Here is a 19,039-nt window from a genome sequence, read left to right as displayed (position 1 = left end):
GTCTAAATTGCCAACTAATGTAATTTTTTCAACTCTGCACCTTTTTTTCTAATGGAAGCTGTCATTTCAAATAACGAATTTATAACCAACATTGCTGGGAGAGTACGCAATCTGAATCTACCCCTAAAAAAAGCTTTGTGGCCATTATTTGAAGTTGTCAGCAACTCAATACATGCTATTGAAGAGCTAGGCTCAACGAAGAAAGGAAAAATAAATATAACACTAGATCGGGAAGGTCATGACGAAGCCTTAGTTTCTCTCGGCGATGTAAATCAGTATTTTATTAAATCGTTTATTATTACGGATAATGGCATTGGCTTTAATGAACGAAATTATAAATCGTTCCTCACGGCAGAATCAGATTATAAAGAAGATAAAGGATCAAAAGGTATTGGGAGATTTGTCTGTTTAAAAGCATTTAAAAAAATAGAATATAGTAGCACCTATCAGAATAATTTAGGCGAAACTGAAATTAGAAATTTCACATTAAAAGCGTATGGTAAGGGCTTTGATGAAGAGCCCATTGTAAAATCAGAGGCTAGGAAAGAGTCAGGTACTAAAGTCATACTTAATTCATTTTATGATGAATATAAGAACCACTGCCCGAAGTCAATTGATGAAATAGCAGAACTTATAATAGAGCATTTCTTTATCTATTTTATTGAAGGTAAATGCCCGATCATTACGATCATTGATACAAATGGAAATCAGGTTACGTTACAGGAAAAGTTTGGTATAGATTTATTACCTAACTTAATTAAACGAACCTTTAAAATTAAAAATACTGAGTTTACTCTTAATTTATTGTTAGTGGATAAAACCGAAGGTGGTCACCGGGTACATTATTGTGGAAACTCTAGGGATGTTGTCAATGAACCTATCAGCAAATATATTCCTGATTTGAAAAGTAACGTCTACTTAGTTGAAAGTGATCAAAAGAACCTCAAAGTTTACATTACCTCCACATATTTGGACAATAACGTCGGGAATGAGCGGACTCGGTTTAATTTCCCAGACAATGAGGAAGATGCTCCCTATGATTATATTGTCACGTTTGAGGATATAAAAAAACAAATAGAACACGAACTGGAAGAAGAACTAAAAATTCCGTTAGCAGCGCTTAGAGAGCAAAAGATGGCATCTGTTAAAAAACATGTCGAACAATATGCTCCTCAATTCAAATACGTGTTAAAGTATAAAGAGGATGAAGTGAAAAAATTACCAGCTACTCTAACGGGAGAAAAACTTGATGTCGAACTATTTAAGATACAACAGAAACTGGAACTTGATACGAAGATTCTAGGTAATGAAGTGCTAAATGGCCATGACTATAAGAACGTTGAGGAGTATCAGAAAGCTTACGATCAGTATCTGGAACAATCCAATGATATTGGCAAATCGAATCTAGTTAAGTATGTCATACATAGACGAGCAATTATTGATTTATTAAATAAATATTTAGGTGAGGAAGGAGATAAATTTCAGAGCGAAAAAACAATTCATGAAATTTTCTTTCCTATAAAGAAAGAGTCTGATGATGTAAAATATGAACAACAAAACTTATGGCTCATCGATGAACGGCTTGCCTATCACTATTACTTGGCATCCGATAAACCAATGGCTGACATGCCTGTTCTAGAAAATATTAAAACGACTGATCGACCGGACTTATTTATTTTTAATAGCAGCTTTGCCTTTGTCAATGAAGAGGCCCCTTTTAACTCGTTTATTATAGTGGAGTTCAAGAAACCTGAGCGGAATGATTATTCGGACAGGGATGAGAAAAAGAATCCTGTTGATCAGGTGATAGATTATATTGGTAAGTTAAGAAGTGGTTCGGCGTTAGATAGAAGAGGTAAATTTATTCAGGTTTCTGATAAGGACAAAATACCTTTTTATGCCTATGTTATTTGTGATTTCAATCCTAAACTTATTAATATTCTAACTACCAGAGACTATATAATCACGCCAGATGGGATGGGTTATTTTTACTATCACAAACAATTTAATGCCTATATAGAGGTGATTTCTTATCAAAAGCTAGTTAAAGATGCAAGAAATAGAAATCGAATACTTTTTGAAAGGCTAGGAATATCCGTTTGAAGTAGGAAAGTTCTGTAGAAGAGTACGCCATACACAGCCAGTACGGCATCCTTAACGCCTGTTGTAAACTTGAGAATTATTTATACAAATCATCTCTGATAATGTCTGTTTCTGGCAGTAAAAGTGCACTAATTGACGTCTTAAATTAATGGTACGAAGTACATATTTTTAGTAATTTACTCGCTTCTAATGAAACATTCCGTACGAATGTAGGTACCCCCCAATAATGGTTAATTTTAGTTATTTCAGGAATAAAAGAGTTGGTTTATATCAGTTAGCCAGGCCACTTCTCTAAGCCAGCTGCAATCCGTAAGGCTCGTTGGATGTCTTCCCAGTAGTACCCACTGTCGTAACCCGTAGACAGGCGATCACAGATACTTAGAAAATCTGTGGCGTCCTCCACGCGCTGTTTTTGAATCACCGATTGATCGGGCTGAGTGGGCAATTGATCGGGCATGGCTTCCATGCTGCAAAATAAGCCTTAATCAGCTAAAAATGTAAGTAAAAAATTGGCCAAATCGGCCCGCTACACTTGTCATAGTACCGTGTTAAAGCGCTCCAGCAGAATAAAAGTTTGTTCGGTAATGCCCATACTTCCCATACTATACCCATCAACTGTATTTACTAATTCAATGTGTAGTTGAAGTGACGAATTTGCTCCCTTTTTTTAGATTTACCCAATACATTGAAGTCTGGTACAATCGTCAACGGAGGCATTCAGCGCTAGGCTATCTTTCCCCTTTCGACTATTACAAGGGGCACCTTCAACAGGTTGCTTAAAAATTTGTCCAGTATAATGTTGCAAGTCCAGTAAACGTATACTTAGTGGTTTTGTACATAATTCCTTCCTCCAATAAGATCTTACCCAGTTCAATTGTATAGCCCTTTGCGGCCTGTATCACCCTAAACGAGTCAGCTATTGAACTTCCTGCCGGGACTAGGTAAAGCGTGTCAATTTTTTGCCGCTCTTCAGCGCTGACCCCAACTTTCATCCGCACGCGAAGCAGATTGACATCTAACTTTAATTGCTCGACGGATTTCCTGGGTAACACCAGTTTGCCGGTTCGTGATATATAACCGGCGATACAAATTGGCCTGCTTCCAGGTAAATTACTTTGGGCTAGTCTAATGTCATCTGGCGTGTGAACAGTGGGGGCGTAACTAGTAGGTATCATGAGACTCTGAACTATGGCCTTAGACCAATGGAAGCCTGAAATAAAATCATTCCGTCTGCATATAATCAGGGAATGACAATTATTTTTTTTTCGGCCTGCTCATATTTAGTTGAATTCAGTTAGATGAGTGTTAGATAACTTACCTTATTAAACATCTGGTATTAATTAGTCTAACCGAACAGCTTACTTGTTCACAACTACAAATTCGACACGCCGATTCTCCGGACACCCGGTAGGTGGTGGGCAGTTTCGTTGTAATGGCCGTTTATCCCCATACCCTTTTAGTTCGATTCGGCGATGGTCAATGCCCCGGCTAGCCATATACTGTTGAATCGTAGCTACCCGTTCTTCGGATAATTCCTGATTAAGTTTGGCATCGCCGATTACATCTGTGTGGCCTTCGAGTCGAATGCGCAAGGTGGCTTGCTGTCTCATCTGATCAATCAATTTATCCAGCTCCGGAAATGATTCGGGTAACAGATCAGCGGATGAAGCTTTAAAATAAACATTATTAAGTCGCACTACCTGCCCCTGACGGTAAGGGGCTTTGGGTGCTGGCTGATAGACCGGTTGGGTTGGGGATAAGATTGATCGGCGAGCGAACCGTTTTACGGGTATCAGTAGCCTGGCGTTAAGATAAACACCCCCGAGCCGGTAATCGATAGTGTTAATAACCGGGGGTTGATTCGCTTGAAAAAAGGTATGCTTCTCCTGAAATGTAACTTGCAGGGGTAAACTCAATGAGGCAGAAACCTCAATTGATTTGGTTATTGTAAGGCCTATTTCAGGGTCGATAAACAGCGAGCGAGCCGTATAGTTTTGTAATTCAACGTGATCTCCCTGCCCAGTTTGTGTAAAATTCAGCGGATAAGCTGTAGCAAAAACCTGCTTAGGTTCAATGAAACGAAGGTTGAACGATTGGTGCCCGTTCAATCGAAAGAAAAGGCTGGCCGATGGCTGTTTGAATACAGGTAAGGACACTGGTAAGTAGTATCCTATGGCTGCATTTAGCTGCCAGTAGTTTAGGTACACGTTCCATCCGTTGATGGTATAGCCATTGAACGAAAAAGTTGATTTAAACAGAGAACCGTAGAATTGCCTTCCCCAATCGGCTCCTACTACAAACGACCAGCCATATCCTGTTCGACCCGTATGTCTCAGGCCGATGTTCAAACCATACCGAAATGGTTTAATCGATGGTATATTAACAGATTGGCCCTGTGAATTAATTACTTGTTGAGGCAGGGTATTAGGATTCTGAGTAATTTGAAGCAGGCCTTGCGGGTTCGCATATCGGAGCGGGAATGCCAACGCATTGTAGCTAAATGTTGGCGAAAGAATGATCTCCGTCTGAGATTGATCAGCCTGTGCGTTAGCTGCCAATGACTGCAATCCAAGGATACAGATTAACCAGAAACGGCTAGGCTGGTAGAACCGAATGAGAGAGTGAATTACAACAAGCATAAAGTTAGCTTCTATAAAAAGCCTTGAAGTAACATCTTTTCGTATGGCTCCTTTATTGGTTAATTAATTATTTTTTTTTCGGTCACTATAATGTAATATTGTCAGTAATAATACTTTATCAGATCGGCTATGACAGTAGAGCAAATTCAACAGGCTATTGCCGCTTTATCAGCGGAGGAGTATAAACAGTTGTCCACCTGGTTAACGGAACATGACTTCAGTCGGTGGGATGATCAGATTGTAGCCGATCTTGAGGGGGGGCGGCTTGATGGGCTGATTGATGAAGCTAAACAGGAATATCAGGCGGGCTTGACGTCTCCTCTGTAAACTAGTTTACTGATAGAACCGACCACTGTTAGCAGACCCAAACTTTACGACCGTAGACAACTCAATTACCCTCTCTTGGAATAGTTTGGGTTGCCGGTTCCGGCTCCTGGGCCCCAGAGTATCCGCCCTTAACAAGAAACTTTTTCTTAACACTACCTACGTCAGATGAAAAGCCAGAAAATCCAAGAGATGAGCCATGAGGCTTTGCTCAAGCAAAAAAGAACAGTTCAGCTCGTAACGGGAATGTTGGCTGGGGCGCTTTTGACACTGCTCGTTATGGTCGTGCTTTTGGCCAGCAAAAAAGGACTTCAGGCCACGAGCATCAGTCTGGGCGTAATTCCTTTTGCCTTAATGCCGATCTTATTTTTAAACTGGAATTACTTAAAAGCAATCAGGAAAGAACTCAACTCCAGACAAAATGGGGTTTGAGCAATACCTTGGTGATGCTGGCCTGGCTTAGTCTAGGCGTGTTGCGGGCGACAGGCGCACATTAGGAAGTCAAGCCAGTAGCCCACTAAAGAGGTGTGTAGAGGTGCAGGTACGTATGTTTAGTGGCGTTTCGCGCTCACCATTAACATTTATTGCCGAGACAACGTTTTGGTGTGCTCAATAACCGGCCGTAAACGTATTTGGCTTAGGCAAAACTGTTAATCCCTTCTACAATTTTGCGTTCAGATGAATCGATGTGATAGTCTCCAGCGACTATTTCATCACCGTATCGGCTCCAGATTTCTTCAAATGAGGTTGCAATTTCACTTTCAGACCATTTTCGGTTTGCCATTGACATTACAGGACCTTTGTGATCATTACATTGACTAGATATAACAATTTGTCCGTCAACGTTGAAAGCTTGCATCTCCTCAAACATTTGCCTAGTAGCTTCGTACGCTAATTCTTTGGTGGCAAATTTTTTGCCTATTGGAATCTGGGACGCTCCAATTATGAATCTTGGCGTAAGTCCATAGAAATAATTAGGGAATTTGCCATCCCGGTATGCCTCAAGTATTTTTAACCAATCATTCATCGAAATGTGTCATTAGTTAGAGTGCTTAATGGAATCTGAATCCATACACTTACCATACAAACTGATTTTACACGCCGAATAAGCCCCTCAGACGAGTGATCTACTCGAAGTCGCAACAATAGACGCAACAGGATAATAATGCTTTAAATCGCAGTTATGCGCGTCAATACGTTAACTGAAGGAAATAAGAATTACGAACTGTGTAAGCCTAATTTTGAGACAGGAGGCAATAAGAATCAGTGTTTTCGTCATCTGATTGGTTGACGTCTTCTCAGCTGGCGTTTTCTAATTGGATAAATTGTTATAGTAGTATCTAGTTAATCAATGGGTTAGGCTTATTTCCCCATTGCTCTGTATATTGCTTTATTCGAATTTATATTTACCTAAACTGTTGGCTTTCAATAATTTACCCTCTAACTATGGACAAAATCTTAGTGACGCGGGGCTAATCAGGTTATTTGAGGTGATTTTTTTTGCTTTCCCGGCAATTTTGGGACCCTTTTGGGGACTTTTTTATTTTTTTACCCCCATAAACCCCACTATCAAACTACTTTGTGAATCATTTAAATTTTTTTCTTTTGATATTTTAGGGCTTTTGTAACATATTGATAATCATTATGTTATACCCTTAATTTTCGCTTAACTATGGACAAAATCTTAGTGAACTATAGACAAAATCTTCGTCAAATCTATCCACAAAGTAAGATTAACTAGTGACAAAATCTTCGTCTTGCCCTTTAAACTATGGACAAAATCTTAGCCAACTAACGACGTGTCCATTTGACTTTCACAATGTGGATAACCTATCTTTGGTCTATGAAACAAAAGTCATTACCTAGCAATCAGTTGACTCTGCTCCCTCTGTCGCATATCAGTCGGGAAAACGAGATTCTGTTTCAAGCAAATGCGCTCACGAGTGCTTACTATGACATGAGTGCGTTGCAAAAGAATATTCTATACCTGGTGCAGTCTCAGCTCAAAAAGGATGATTCCGACACCCGTCGGTATGTGGTTAGGGTAAAGGATTTGATGGAGATCAAAAAAGGATTGACCAATCCTTACGCAGATCTTCAGAGAGCTACAGAGGGCATGATGCAAAAGATTATGAATATCCCCGTAAATGGTAAACTTTTGCAAGTAGCCCCCTTCTCCTCAGTGCTATACGACTTTGGTGAAGGTACTATGACTTTTGAATTATCCCCTAGTTTAAGGCCATTTTTATTCAACCTTGAAGGGGGACGATTTACAACCTTTGAAAAGGAACCCGCCGTAAACCTGAGCAGTAAATATGCGAAACGAATTTACGAGATGGTATCGCAATGGAAAAAAGCGGGTGTTATGCGCATCACCATTATTGAACTGAAGACTCGACTACGGCTATATGATCCTGTGACCAGTGAAGAGCAGTACGTGGTATGGGGTGATTTCAACAAACGGGTATTACAGGTGGCTATTAGGGAAATCAACGAGTGTTCGGACTTACACCTGAAAATGTATACTCACAAAGATAGTCGGGCGATTAGCGAAATTCGATTCGTCATTAAGGTGAAACAGACCGTGCCTATTCAGGAACAACCGACACCATCGGAACTGCATAAGCGCTTATTGGTTGATTTCAAGCTCCGGGAAGATCAGATTAAATTCATTCTGGATCGGTATGCAGTCGAAGTGATTCATCAGAAACTGTATGATATCACGATTCACAACAACACCAAGAAAATCACGAACATCGGGGCCTACACTGCTAAGGTCTTCGGAGTCCAGTAAAATTTGGGTTGTTTCGTCCAGGTCAATACGAAGTATCGGTCATCAGAGCACCGGTAAAATCAGTCAACAAATTAAGGGATGAGTTGGTAAACGTAGCATTAGTCAGATCGGCATAGGCAAAAGAAGCATCTTTGAGCTGGGCTCCCCTAAAATCAGCTCCGACAAGCGAACTCTGCGAAAAGTTTGCCCGATTTAACTGAGCGCCGGCAGCCAGCAGGCTATCCAGGTTTTGTCCCTGAAAGTCAGCATCTGATAGATCGATGTTGTTATCAATGGCCTGCTGAACAGCCATAGTCAGGGAATTCTCGGCTATACGTACTTCAGCGATTAGGTCGCCATCACAGGTTTGAAGGTAAAAGGTGTGCATTGATTCTTACGGTTTACTGCAGATTATAGTTGAACGTCCAATTCTATTACACGCTAAGCGTTTCTCGCTGGAGATAGTACTGACTGTCGGGAAGGGAGAGCCCTTGCTTTGTTCGCGTTAGTCCAACGTAGAGCATATTGATTTCTTCAAGGATACTACCCGGATTCACCGGCTGACGATTGGGTTGTCCGCCCGCTTCAGCCTTTTGCTGCTGATTCAATAGGTCGATATAATCAGCTAATTTACGCTGATCAATGAAATCGTCGCATAAAGTGACCTGGTCATATTCCAGGCCTTTGCTGCGGTGCACCGTTGAAAAGATCAAATCCGCGTGCGGCCGAAAACGTTGGGCCAGGTGAGCCGTCCGGATCTGTTCGATGAAATGGGGTAAGTCATCGCCATACGTGAGCACGAGTTCCAGGGCCGTTTTCATCTGGCCATCACCCGTTTGATCGATGTAATCACCCAGCTCCTCCAGGGAACCCATGGAGCGTAGGAGTGGATTTTTTATTTCACGCTGCCGGTTTTGCTGCAATAAGACCATATCCAACAATCCCGCTCCGTTATCCATAAAGGTATATGTATCGAAGTTACCTTCGAAATAAACGCTTCCGATCACTTCCTGAATGCATAAGAGATTAATAGCTGCGCTGACCAGCTGCAGATTGGTTCGTCCGATCAAGGCCTGTAGGCAGGTGGGTTCTGCTAAAATTGTCGCATCGTCGACACCCATGCCCTCAATGGCCTGAGGGGTATAGGTTTCACCCAGGAAGGGATGAATATGCTGTTTCAAGGATAAAGCGCGCCGGGCCTGGCAAGCAATACCGGGAGGAAATCGGAAGCTCTGCGTTAAACCATAGGCGTCAAAATCTACCTGATTCAGGCTGTTGACAGCGTGGCGGAACCCGTAGATTTGTTGATGGCTATCCCCTACAATGACCCGGCGCGCGTGCTGCTGCCGGCTGAAGACATCCAGCATCGTTGGAGAGGCATCCTGCCCTTCATCGAAAAGAATGTAGTCGTAGCGCAACTGAGGCGCTAACAACTGATATTTCTTCAAGTAATAATCATGGGTTACTTTCAGGCTTCGCTCATCCATTTGATTCCAGAGCCAGATGGCACCGGCTTGGATAACCGCCCCAAAATAATCAGCGAACCGGCGGGATATCAGGGGATCGTAGCGGAGGAGGTGATTGTAGTTGAGGTCCTCGATCCGGGCAACGGGTTCATTACAGTACCACGCTAGCAGCCGTAAGCTGTGAGCGGCTACAGCTGTCCAGGGTGCTTTGCGACGGGTTGGGGGCATGCAACGGACAACGAGCGATTCCTTTTGCATTCGATTGGCCAGATCAAAAGCCGAATAGCTGCCACTGGCCAGCAATTCGCTGTTTTGTTTGATAACTCGCCCATAGGCTAGGGAATGCGCCGTGTGGATGGTAACGCCCCGTACGCCTTTGCGCGCGAAAGCTTGCTGAGCCTGCTCGCGCACGGTTCGGTTGAAGGCTAGATAAAGGCCGCGGCTACCCGTTTTTTGACGCCTGGCATACTCAATCAATGTGGTTGTCTTTCCCGATCCAGCCACGGCGTTTATCTTCATATCGGTTTGACAGTCGACAATCGCTTCCTGTTCCTGCGTTAGGGCATACCCACTTGCCTGAGACTTCAGCGTTGACCGAGGGGTAGGGGGGCGGCTAACCGATCCGAAGCTTACGCCAGCAAAACGGTCGAGTAGGGACCAGTTCCAAGTATCCATGTCCTTATCGTTTTAAAAGTACCCGGGTCACGCCAGACCGGGTCACGCCAGACCGGTCGTTTGATTATTTTTCGTAATTGACTCCTTAGCGCTTGACATTTTGAAAAAGAATATACATTCACGCCAATTTTCAAATCGTATTACTGGGTTTAAACACCCTTAGCTTTATTTAACTATGCTCAACGTCCTAATTACTAAAGTCAAACCCCATATCTCTCCTCTGCTGGTGTTACTGCTGATCGGTCAATTAACAGCCTGCAAAAAGGGAGGGGTTTCCCCGGACGGCGATCCTGACGCGCTGACGCTGAAAGCCCAGCAGACAGAATTGCTCAATGATGCCAGTCTGCCAGTGGCCGTGTCGGGTACCTATCAGGCAGTCGTCATCCGCTGGGAACGGTTCAATAATTCGGATTATAAGAATGAAGGCTTTGTGACCTACGATACACCATCCATCGAAAGCAACTATTACCTGCAGGTAGATCCTACCGTCGGCAAGGATTCCATCCAGCTTACGTTTTGGGGGAACGGTTACGGCGGTGAGATTGCCAAACGAAATCTGGGTCGTTTTAAAGTATCTCAGGTACTTAGCCGTACCAAATCGGGTGATGAGGCCACCGGGTATACCCTTGATAGTTGGCAGTTTGGCAGTGCCCCCGATTTGAATCAGATCCACATTGCCCGCCTGGCTTATGCCAACAAAACCGAGTTGAGTTACGGCATGACCTTGTGCCGGATACTGGATAAGTCCAGGGCCGACTATGGTCAGATCGCGATGAATATCACGGGTCAATCGGACCCCACGTCGAATCCCCGTAACCTCAACCCGTGGGGCCATTTTACTTTTACGCGCCGATCGACGGGGACGCTGTTGAACCGCTAAAGGAGTCGCGCTGGTCATGCTATGATCGTTCTATCTGGTAGTAAAATACGCACAAAGCAGGAACTTTTTGAAAGGTTTCTGCTTTTTTTTTGGTCGTATTTACGTATGACTTAAACCTCTTTTCCCTGTTATATAGTTTTAATGAATGGGTGAGGTTACCTTCAATTGGGTCAATCCACTATCTCTTCGGATGACGGACGCACGTACACGTGATGCAAGTACATGTCGGTGCGAATAGGAAAGCCTTCCAGGTAGCGATGAATGACTTTGTTTTGATACGGATCAGGCTGGACGATGGATTCCAAATCGATGAAAACGATGTTGTAGCGAATCTGCGCTACGGCCCGGGTTCTGGTTTTACTGCGATCCTTTTCGAACTGGTTCTTCAGTAAGTGAACCGTTTCGTTGGCCATCCGGTATCCAGCCGTCGGGTCACTTACTAAGTACTTGTAGTTCAACGTGTTGTAATAATATTCCTTGTGATAGTTTGACAGGGCTATATCATACGTTTCCGGGTGCTGGGCAATGTGTTTCCACTGATTAAGTTCGTCCTGTACGACTCTGTGCTGATCAGAAGGTACATCGAATAAAGTTTGTGTATCGAGTCTGTCCAGATCCTGCTGCAATTTCTGAATGACCTCCTGAATCGTATCGAGTTTGGTTTGGCGGGTAATTTTCTCGGCTTTTTTGAGAAAATACCGATGTGTCCGGAAGTACGTGAGCCGGCAAGCGGGTTTTCGCAGATTGATCAATTTAATGGTTCGGCAATCAAATTCTTCCCAGGCGTAAAAAAGGGGTGCATGTTCACGGCTAATGTAGCGAAGCTCGCAATCGTCGGGTTCTAGTCCTTCCAGATTCCAGCCTTCGGGCCGCAGGTGTGGTACTTGCTGGATACATTTTAGCAGTTCAGCGCTCGTGTACAGATAATGGTCGCTTTCATAGACTTTCCGTTTTGGTTTCCGCTTTGGCTTTTGTTCCTCGTTTTCCATAACTGTGCAGAATAATCATTTATAGGTTTGTGGCTATCCAATCCTATGCGAAGTTTGTGAATGTAGCAATGTGCGCAATATTACACTTGAAGGTAAATATTACCAAGCAATACTAATCGATGTCTGACAATTTTATCTGATCTCCTCCAACCAGTTGAGTAATGGCCTTACTTATCCACCGATCTTTTAGTTTTTTTTCTAAGCCGCCAGTCTTTTTATAATTTAAACTTACTTTTTACTACTTTTTACTGATTGAATAGATAATACAGGGAAAAAAACATCGTGCTAACTAATTGATGTTGAACGCGATATAATAACTAAATTCATAGTTCAGTGACTAATTCGCTAAGTTTTATCGGGTTCACAAGACAGATCCGCTAACCTCAAGCGACAGTTTCGCTAGCTTCAAACGACAGTTTCGCTAATCTCAGGTGACAAATTCGCTCATTTCACGCGACAGATTCGCTAGAAACTGAATAACTAGAATGACAAATCCGCTAAGCAAAATTCGGTTTATCCACATATTTGTTTGACTTGTTAGGACCCTGGTCTACCGCGATAAAGGCACACATGCTGGTTCCGGGCGCACAGGGTACATCAACCAATTACAAAAAATCCAACCGGAAAAAAAATTATGTAATCTTCATAATGTTAGGTTTCTGAAATATTTATAGTTGGTAAATATTCTAGTTTGTCTTTTATGAACCGAAAAAAAAATTATATTTGACCATATATAAAGGGGTTAAAGAAATATTCTCTTGTGCGTATGTCATCAAAATCTGATATCACATCCCTGCCTTTGCCGCTGAAGCAGATCCTGGCTGAATCCCAGAAGCGTCCAGTTAAGCAAAAGCGAAGCAGTCCCCCGGTGGTGGTTTCCTCAGCGGTTCAGCTGAATCTGTTCGAATTTTTCGAGCAGGGGTATACGCCAAATAATACTAAAGCGAATTACTCAGTCGAATTAAACCAGGCTTTTCGTCAGCAAATGTTTCGGGAACCCATGCGCTTACTCCAGGCGCTGCCCAAGCTCAATGTGCTGGAACGACGATTATACTGGCTTGTTCTGGGGGCCCTAAAGAATTATCAATATCTCCAGCAGGCAACCCCCCAGAGTGAACCACTACTTGAACAACGATTGTCTTTTCAGTTTCACCGATCCCGCCTGCGGCCTTGTAAGGATGAAACCGCAACGGTGAATATTAGCGTAACCGATGTCAAAAAGACGCTGGGTTCTTTGTCTGAGAAGCGAATCAAATGGGTTAATCCCAAAGGCGATCAGGTGTCGGTTCACATCTTTGATACGCAGTACCTGATGGGCGAAGGGCTGATGGTTTTGGAATTGAATCCGAAACTGACGGAGGCCTTCCTGAAGCTGGGCAATGATTTTGCTCAGTTTAATCTCCAGAAAGCGCTCTTACTTAAAAAAGAGTATTCGCAGCTTATGTATAGCTACTTCTCCCGACATCAGTGGCGCGGGAAGTGGACGATCGCTATTGAGGATTTCCGGAAATTGATGGACGTACCCAATCAAAACGACAAAAAAAGTGACTACAAAGGGAGTTACGATCGATTTGCGAACATTAAACGACGGATGATTGAACCGGCCATAGACGAAATACAACTGCTGGGAGATATGAAGATTACCTACCAGGTACAATCAGTCAATCGTCAGGTAACGCACATTCAGTTCACCATCTGCTCAACAGCGGCCAAGAAGGTCAATGTTAACGATCCGGCGGCAAAAGCCCGGTTGGAAAAGCTTCTTGGTGTCATAGATACAATGAGTTATGCTGATAAGCTGACGTTCACCGCCAAGACACTCCAGGAATATTACCCTAAGCTCCAGCCGTGGCAAAAAGATCGTATCCTGGCGGAGCGGAAATTACTGGACTTATTCCTCAGAGCAGACGCTTACGTCGAAGCAGGTTACGTGCAACAGGAAAAGCATGAGGCTTACGTTGCGACCAGTGTATTTGGCCGAACGGCCAACCTAAGCACCTCTTCGACCAGACATACGGCTCTTCTATAGGTCATGCTACTGCGTAGCCCGCACCACGTACTTTATCTCTTCTAAACTTACTGCGTTCAACCTTTTCAAAAGATTAAGTAGTCACGGCTATGGATATAACACCCATCCAGCGCGGAATTATGCTTCTGGTTTTTACTGGCCTGATCATTTGGCTCATCTATTATTGGTGGATGTTAGCCGGTGGCCGGCATCCGTCAAAACGGCAGCCTACTTCCTATAACTTGGATAACCAATCCAACAGCCGCTTAAACCAGGCACTGCTTTCCCTGCAAGAGTTTCAGCAGCAACCTATTCTAGAATCCGCCCGGTTAAATTTTCTGCGTCAACTGGATGCAACGGTTTTACACGACCTGATTCTGCTGGCCCTCTCGGCGGTAAATTACGTCGTTCGCATGGATGAACCGGCTCTGCGCTACGAGCTGCCTCCCCTGAAGGAGACCGAACCTAACAGTGATTTTGTGATACTCGACAACACGGAGGCGCTGCTAACCAAACCATCTTATAAAGGGCGGTTAAGTCGGCCAATGAAAGAGGTCATGATGAATCTTGAACCACTCATTGAGTCGGGTAATGTATTTACGGTAGACGGCCGACCGGTTCTGGTATCAATTCAGATAGAAGGGAATACCTACTCCCGTTATGGTTTTAGTCGGCTAAATGAAGCGTGTGAGCTGGAAAACCTGCTGGGACTTTTAATCTACCTGGGTACCTCACCCTTGACTTCCGCACCCGCGTCACCAGTTGTCATTTTGCCAGGAGGCGAACTGTTAGCCATTCTTGATGGACTTGAGTCTTAGATTAACGAACACCTAAACGAGTAAACAGTATGGTCGCTCAACACAACGTATCAGCTAGCGTAGATGACCGAAAAAAAACAGAGGTGCTGTCGATTGGGGGTGTAGTAGATTACACCTGGACGTTGCTAGTTTTTGGATACATTCTTCTGGGGTTGCTGTGGCAATGGCTTAGCCCATTAATCGATGCGACCTGGCTAATGGTCGAAAAATGGCGGGTTTTACTCCAATACCATTAATGCAAATGTCCGTTTCAAACATCAAAAACTATGAAAGTCGATACGACAAAACTACCTATTGACCTTTATCGTCAGTATTTAACGTTAACGGATGAACAACTGACTAAAGCTGTCCTCGTTATTGAAACGTGTCGTGAGCGTGGAATCTTTTCTTCCCAAACGCGCCCGGTTGACTCATTTAAGCCTGGACTATTTGATTCTGCCTATGCCCGGTATTGGCACGGTCAGTTCATGGAACATACTGTTCGTCACAACTATTTTGTCGAATTTAATATTCGCTGTTTCACGGCCTTCCTGCTAACCTATCTCATGGATAACTGGGGCTTGCACCCTGATGAAACTAGTGAGGAATTCTTTCGTATCCTTTTAGAATCAAAATCTCTATTCGACGCTCACTATAAGAAGCAAATTAATGGTTTGGGGGCTCCTACCTTCGAGGCAGAAATGGATTTGGCTCTGCTCCGCTTTGTTGACTCTACGATTTGCTGTCAATTAATACCCTATAAAAAAATGCCGGCAGATGAAGAAACTGAATGCATCAATGCGGGGAATGTCGAACTGGAACCGACCCTGAGTATACCGCGTGAGCTTTACGAAGACACATTTGATGAGGGTTATGAGTTTAGCCCATTGGCTTCGGCAACTAATGGAAAAATAGATTAGCTCCCACCTGATGTAGAATCACTGCTGGTAGCAAGTAACCAGGTTACGCCCAACAAATTTCTGAAAAAAATCAGCCTAAATTTATTTGGCACATTCGATCCACTTGATTTCAATGCTCCCCTGTCGCCTCCGGAAGAAGATACGTCAATCAAACAGGGTAGCTTAGCGAATATTAACCGATTTACCACGGAAGAGTTGATCAATCGATTAGCTGAATCTGACATCGATTTACTAAGTAGTTTACCTTGGCATTCCATTCAGGCCTGCCCCAACTGTTTTAGCCGAGCGTTAGCTGAACGGAAAAAAGAAACGGATGAAGGCACTCATTACTGCTCAGCGTGCCGCAAACGCGTGAGGCCGGCTTATGTGCCTTTTTATGATGAAAACTACACGGCTGATCCCCATATTGCCGTCACCAAACACCGACGTCACCTTACCCAGCTAATAACTGATAAAATTGCCGGTCTTAAACGACTGGAATCCTTAAAAGTATCTTGCTGGAAAAGGCGCTGCTATTTTATAAGTTTAGATCAGATTGACGAAAAAGCATATAAGGACCTTGCTTTATTGTACGAAGCTTTTTACGCGGATTATACCGCTGACACACCAGATGCCAAACTGCAGATTCATCTCTGCTCTAACGGAGGTAACGTCTTTCAGGCCAAACGAATTAGTGCGCTTATCAATGCCAATCATCACATAACGCATGTTCAGGGGAGTGTGCTGAACAGCGCGGCTTTTACTATTTTCTTTTCGGTGATCTGCACCCGTGAGTTAACTCCGCATGCGCAGGGAATGTATCACTTGGCCCGATCGGCGCAGTTCGTGTTGGAAAATGGGTTAATTCCTGGCTGGCAAGAGACGATTAATGGGGAGGAGTCGCTGGCACTGTGTCAAAAGCTTGGTATGACCGATTTGGAAGTTCTTCGAATAAAAACAGGGGAGGACGTTTACTTTGCATATACACGGTTGAACGATTTTCTCGGACAGCCAACTGCTCACAAACCAATTATAAAAGATATGTCAAATGCTCATCCATACGAGGCTGACATAACAGCTATTGCTAAGCAGTTCACAGCTAGTAATTCAGAGTAATGGCTTTATACACTTTATTTGATCTTCTATGAAACCTTTTGACCGTACTATCATTTACACTCGGCTGGCTCCGCTGCTCAACTTGATTGTCCCGGACATTCCGCTCCGGCCGTTTTTTTCCCGTCTGATTATTGCTTTTCTGACCACTCAGACGATTGGAGCATTAGTTACACTAGGGCAGTCGATGCTGGGCAGTCCCCTGGATGACACCTGGCAATATTACCTGTTTCTGGCGCTGGAAACGATTCAGTACGGTTGTTGGTTTTGGAATGTCTGGTATGGAATTCAGCTGCTGTTTACTTGGGTTATTCCACTCGATGCCAAAGGTGTCCTGACGGCTGAATCTATTGGGTTAGCCGTTTCGCTTGGTTTTCTATTGTTTATGGTTAGTGCGGTTTCTTCACTTCAAGATCAAACGTACTCCTTCACGATCCGATTAGTATTGATTGCTGCCTTTACGATTAGCATCGGCCTGCCAATGATTTGGAAAAAAGCTACATAGTGATGTAGTGCATAGACCGAATAGATAAATGGGATACCGACACATCGGTATCCCATTTATTGTTTTAATGAGCATTAGTTGCTTTTCGGTTAGTCCATACTAGTGGTCAGCGTAGCATTGATAGCTACGCTTTTTTTGTGCGTACGCCCTAACAATGGTTTTTCAATCAAAAACCAGGATAACGTGGCTATACTAATGAGTAGCACCGAGTAAAACATAATTTCTATTAATCTATTCCCTGAATTAATGTGCAGGATGTCAGCCGTTCTCAACCAGGCCTGTCGGCCATAGCTTTGCTGCGGGGCATGAATAGTAAAGATTAGATTATGGTACAGATACAACCCGTAGCTGATCCGGCCAATGTACTGACAAACGGGATTCAAAAGAAGCAGCCGGCCCAGCACGCCAAGGGGTTGATGGCAATAGCCAACCAAATATCCCCCGTAGAGCGATACCGTAAAGCGTAAGCCAGTGGCCATGCCTGGCGAATAGAATAACCCCCGACCGGTAAGCTGCCAAAGCAGGCCAGCCAGAATCACCGATGGCCAGGCGATGAATAAGCTGTTCAGGAGTATCGATGAGTTGAAAAACGATTGACTCTGTTCAGGTCTGTATAGCCAGTACCAGGCAACGAGTAACCCTATGCCATACCCATCCAAACAGCCTGGTAGCAGGCAATAGCTGGCTGGCCACCAGATCGCTTCAGTGAAAAGAAGGTAACTGCTGCCCCGGTAGAATAAACTGATGATAATCAGGATCAATCCGAGCTTGGGCAGCTGCTGGCTGGGCGTCAGCCAGATTAAGAAGGGCATTAGAATATACAACTGTTCCTCAACCGACAAAGACCACAGGTGATCCAGATGAGCTACTGGGTGAGTGACCAGAAAAAAATTGGCGGTATACGTAAAGAAAGGTATACCCTGATGCCGTATCACTGAGTCACCCGTCACCAATAAGACTGTCAAAGCAAGAAAATAAATTGGGAATATGCGCCAGGCTCGTCGTCTTAAAAAGGGAGTTATAAACCTTCGAAAAGAAGCAGGCTCCTCACTTAGATCAACCCGTTGTTTTTCAATTAATAGAATTCGACTTATTAAAAAGCCGCTTAAAACAAAGAATAGCGAAACTCCTGCGTTTCCTGCCATACCATAATCATGCATCCCGTCAACCCAGTGATCAAGGATGACGAGCCCAATGGCCCACGCTCTCAAACCTGTCAACGCAGGGAAATAGCGTACTTTGATTGTCGCCATGGCATTCAAGGGATTATATAGGCACAAGACTATTCATAATACTTTCAATCTGGATAGTAAATTTAGTTTTTTTTCGGTCAATATTTATCAAAGTATGTAAACTATAATTAAAGCTCAATGGGTTAAGAGTACATACCCTAATGGTATACAATGGAGTTTATTCATCTACATCCAGACCATGCGGCTAGAATGCGTTCGCTCAAACGCATACCCTAAGGATCTCACCAGTTTCGTGTTCGGCCTGGAAGAATTAATTGGAAAACCTATTCGCTGAGGAGGGATTGACTTTGTCAATTGAAATTAGTTGACTAGGTATAAGGGTTAATCATTTAGAAGCCCTCGTAACAGTTAAGCGGTTCCGCAGCGGCACGGTTCGGCGTCGCATGACCCACCACCGGAATCCAGTTCATAGCATAAGTGAAATGTTGTAATCTCTTATCTCTCCCTGCATTCTCTTGGTTCTATATCCCTTCAAGATCTACTTTCGCTTCAACCACTCGCTGAATACTTTCCGGCACATTTGACAGGAAGTTATAACCCGTCTGCTTTTCGACCTCATCGATGCTAACTCGGTATCGCGTCCAGGGTTGCAGGCAAGTCGGAGGCCAAGCGGTC

18 protein-coding genes and 1 pseudogene are annotated in these 19,039 nt (G+C 43.7%); 12 read left to right on the top strand and 7 right to left on the bottom strand.

Annotated features, from left to right (window positions below):
• Positions 1-51: 51 nt before the first annotated feature.
• Positions 52-2,103, top strand: coding sequence for an ATP-binding protein (locus ACYVGR_RS29545; protein ID WP_460963605.1), 2,052 nt, complete (start codon positions 52-54; stop codon positions 2,101-2,103).
• A gap of 274 nt (positions 2,104-2,377) precedes the next feature.
• Here the strand turns inward: ACYVGR_RS29545 and ACYVGR_RS29540 are convergent, their stop codons facing one another.
• A complete protein-coding gene (locus ACYVGR_RS29540) occupies positions 2,378-2,569 on the bottom strand; it encodes a hypothetical protein (protein ID WP_012931256.1) in 192 nt (63 codons plus the stop codon).
• Between the two features lie 212 nt (positions 2,570-2,781).
• Between ACYVGR_RS29540 and ACYVGR_RS29535 the strand changes: the two are divergent.
• Positions 2,782-2,883: pseudogene (locus tag ACYVGR_RS29535) on the top strand (IS3 family transposase); the annotation flags it as partial.
• Between the two features lie 578 nt (positions 2,884-3,461).
• Here ACYVGR_RS29535 and ACYVGR_RS29530 read toward each other — a convergent pair.
• Positions 3,462-4,742 (bottom strand): OmpA family protein, encoded by a 1,281-nt coding sequence (locus ACYVGR_RS29530; protein ID WP_460963604.1) that lies wholly within the window; start codon positions 4,740-4,742, stop codon positions 3,462-3,464.
• 129 nt (positions 4,743-4,871) lie between these two features.
• Here ACYVGR_RS29530 and ACYVGR_RS29525 point away from each other — a divergent pair, with 129 nt between their 5' ends.
• Both ACYVGR_RS29525 and ACYVGR_RS29520 read left to right on the top strand, forming a co-directional pair.
• The gene (locus tag ACYVGR_RS29525) at positions 4,872-5,069 is read left to right on the top strand and encodes a hypothetical protein (protein ID WP_460963603.1); all 198 of its coding nucleotides are present in this window, start codon (positions 4,872-4,874) and stop codon (positions 5,067-5,069) included.
• 165 nt (positions 5,070-5,234) lie between these two features.
• On the top strand, positions 5,235-5,498 hold the full coding sequence (locus tag ACYVGR_RS29520; protein WP_460963602.1) for a redox-active disulfide protein 2: 264 nt from the start codon (positions 5,235-5,237) through the stop codon (positions 5,496-5,498).
• Positions 5,499-5,703: 205 nt separating this feature from the next.
• Here ACYVGR_RS29520 and ACYVGR_RS29515 read toward each other — a convergent pair whose 3' ends face one another.
• Positions 5,704-6,093: a hypothetical protein gene (locus ACYVGR_RS29515; protein ID WP_460963601.1), complete on the bottom strand. Its 390-nt coding sequence runs from the start codon at positions 6,091-6,093 to the stop codon at positions 5,704-5,706.
• A gap of 816 nt (positions 6,094-6,909) precedes the next feature.
• Here ACYVGR_RS29515 and ACYVGR_RS29510 point away from each other — a divergent pair.
• Positions 6,910-7,860, top strand: coding sequence for a replication initiation protein (locus ACYVGR_RS29510; RefSeq protein WP_460963600.1), 951 nt, complete (start codon positions 6,910-6,912; stop codon positions 7,858-7,860).
• 22 nt (positions 7,861-7,882) lie between these two features.
• Here ACYVGR_RS29510 and ACYVGR_RS29505 read toward each other — a convergent pair whose 3' ends face one another.
• Together ACYVGR_RS29505 and ACYVGR_RS29500 are read right to left on the bottom strand one after the other, a co-directional pair.
• Entirely contained in the window at positions 7,883-8,227 is a 345-nt protein-coding gene (locus ACYVGR_RS29505) for a pentapeptide repeat-containing protein (RefSeq protein ID WP_460963599.1), read from the bottom strand.
• A 46-nt stretch (positions 8,228-8,273) separates the two neighbouring features.
• Positions 8,274-9,980 (bottom strand): UvrD-helicase domain-containing protein, encoded by a 1,707-nt coding sequence (locus tag ACYVGR_RS29500; protein ID WP_460963598.1) that lies wholly within the window; start codon positions 9,978-9,980, stop codon positions 8,274-8,276.
• Positions 9,981-10,155: 175 nt separating this feature from the next.
• On the opposite strand from ACYVGR_RS29500, the gene ACYVGR_RS29495 reads away from it, so the two are divergent.
• A complete protein-coding gene (locus tag ACYVGR_RS29495) occupies positions 10,156-10,860 on the top strand; it encodes a hypothetical protein (protein WP_297369896.1) in 705 nt (234 codons plus the stop codon).
• A 170-nt stretch (positions 10,861-11,030) separates the two neighbouring features.
• Here the strand turns inward: ACYVGR_RS29495 and ACYVGR_RS29490 are convergent, their stop codons facing one another.
• Positions 11,031-11,849, bottom strand: coding sequence for a hypothetical protein (locus ACYVGR_RS29490; protein ID WP_460963597.1), 819 nt, complete (start codon positions 11,847-11,849; stop codon positions 11,031-11,033).
• Positions 11,850-12,615: 766 nt separating this feature from the next.
• Here ACYVGR_RS29490 and ACYVGR_RS29485 point away from each other — a divergent pair.
• From ACYVGR_RS29485 to ACYVGR_RS29460, 6 genes are all read left to right on the top strand, one after another.
• Positions 12,616-13,878 (top strand): RepB family plasmid replication initiator protein, encoded by a 1,263-nt coding sequence (locus tag ACYVGR_RS29485; protein WP_460963596.1) that lies wholly within the window; start codon positions 12,616-12,618, stop codon positions 13,876-13,878.
• A gap of 89 nt (positions 13,879-13,967) precedes the next feature.
• On the top strand, positions 13,968-14,675 hold the full coding sequence (locus ACYVGR_RS29480; protein ID WP_460963595.1) for a hypothetical protein: 708 nt from the start codon (positions 13,968-13,970) through the stop codon (positions 14,673-14,675).
• Between the two features lie 29 nt (positions 14,676-14,704).
• Positions 14,705-14,911 (top strand): hypothetical protein, encoded by a 207-nt coding sequence (locus tag ACYVGR_RS29475; RefSeq protein ID WP_460963594.1) that lies wholly within the window; start codon positions 14,705-14,707, stop codon positions 14,909-14,911.
• 30 nt (positions 14,912-14,941) lie between these two features.
• Positions 14,942-15,574 (top strand): hypothetical protein, encoded by a 633-nt coding sequence (locus ACYVGR_RS29470; RefSeq protein ID WP_460963593.1) that lies wholly within the window; start codon positions 14,942-14,944, stop codon positions 15,572-15,574.
• A gap of 195 nt (positions 15,575-15,769) precedes the next feature.
• Positions 15,770-16,669, top strand: coding sequence for a hypothetical protein (locus ACYVGR_RS29465; RefSeq protein WP_460963592.1), 900 nt, complete (start codon positions 15,770-15,772; stop codon positions 16,667-16,669).
• Positions 16,670-16,697: 28 nt separating this feature from the next.
• On the top strand, positions 16,698-17,171 hold the full coding sequence (locus ACYVGR_RS29460) for a hypothetical protein (protein ID WP_460963591.1): 474 nt from the start codon (positions 16,698-16,700) through the stop codon (positions 17,169-17,171).
• Between the two features lie 89 nt (positions 17,172-17,260).
• On the opposite strand, the gene ACYVGR_RS29455 is transcribed toward ACYVGR_RS29460, so the two are convergent.
• Complete coding sequence (locus ACYVGR_RS29455) at positions 17,261-18,424, bottom strand: acyltransferase family protein (RefSeq protein ID WP_460963590.1); 1,164 nt, start codon at positions 18,422-18,424, stop codon at positions 17,261-17,263.
• Positions 18,425-19,039 lie beyond the last annotated feature (615 nt).

The organism is Spirosoma litoris (assembly GCF_054776755.1).
This window is presented reverse-complemented; position numbering and strand designations above follow the sequence as displayed.

Bases quoted from the DNA above. Each gene is read 5' to 3' on its own strand.
- ACYVGR_RS29510 (WP_460963600.1), top strand. From the start codon at position 6,910: ATGAAACAAAAGTCATTACCTAGCAATCAGTTGACTCTGCTCCCTCTG.
- ACYVGR_RS29505 (WP_460963599.1), bottom strand. From the start codon at position 8,227: ATGCACACCTTTTACCTTCAAACCTGTGATGGCGACCTAATCGCTGAA.
- ACYVGR_RS29490 (WP_460963597.1), bottom strand. From the start codon at position 11,849: ATGGAAAACGAGGAACAAAAGCCAAAGCGGAAACCAAAACGGAAAGTC.
- ACYVGR_RS29455 (WP_460963590.1), bottom strand. From the start codon at position 18,424: ATGGCGACAATCAAAGTACGCTATTTCCCTGCGTTGACAGGTTTGAGA.
- ACYVGR_RS29545 (WP_460963605.1), top strand. From the start codon at position 52: ATGGAAGCTGTCATTTCAAATAACGAATTTATAACCAACATTGCTGGG.
- ACYVGR_RS29525 (WP_460963603.1), top strand. From the start codon at position 4,872: ATGACAGTAGAGCAAATTCAACAGGCTATTGCCGCTTTATCAGCGGAG.
- ACYVGR_RS29470 (WP_460963593.1), top strand. From the start codon at position 14,942: ATGAAAGTCGATACGACAAAACTACCTATTGACCTTTATCGTCAGTAT.
- ACYVGR_RS29515 (WP_460963601.1), bottom strand. From the start codon at position 6,093: ATGAATGATTGGTTAAAAATACTTGAGGCATACCGGGATGGCAAATTC.
- ACYVGR_RS29475 (WP_460963594.1), top strand. From the start codon at position 14,705: ATGGTCGCTCAACACAACGTATCAGCTAGCGTAGATGACCGAAAAAAA.
- ACYVGR_RS29500 (WP_460963598.1), bottom strand. From the start codon at position 9,980: ATGGATACTTGGAACTGGTCCCTACTCGACCGTTTTGCTGGCGTAAGC.
- ACYVGR_RS29530 (WP_460963604.1), bottom strand. From the start codon at position 4,742: ATGCTTGTTGTAATTCACTCTCTCATTCGGTTCTACCAGCCTAGCCGT.
- ACYVGR_RS29460 (WP_460963591.1), top strand. From the start codon at position 16,698: ATGAAACCTTTTGACCGTACTATCATTTACACTCGGCTGGCTCCGCTG.
- ACYVGR_RS29540 (WP_012931256.1), bottom strand. From the start codon at position 2,569: ATGGAAGCCATGCCCGATCAATTGCCCACTCAGCCCGATCAATCGGTG.
- ACYVGR_RS29520 (WP_460963602.1), top strand. From the start codon at position 5,235: ATGAAAAGCCAGAAAATCCAAGAGATGAGCCATGAGGCTTTGCTCAAG.
- ACYVGR_RS29495 (WP_297369896.1), top strand. From the start codon at position 10,156: ATGCTCAACGTCCTAATTACTAAAGTCAAACCCCATATCTCTCCTCTG.
- ACYVGR_RS29485 (WP_460963596.1), top strand. From the start codon at position 12,616: ATGTCATCAAAATCTGATATCACATCCCTGCCTTTGCCGCTGAAGCAG.
- ACYVGR_RS29480 (WP_460963595.1), top strand. From the start codon at position 13,968: ATGGATATAACACCCATCCAGCGCGGAATTATGCTTCTGGTTTTTACT.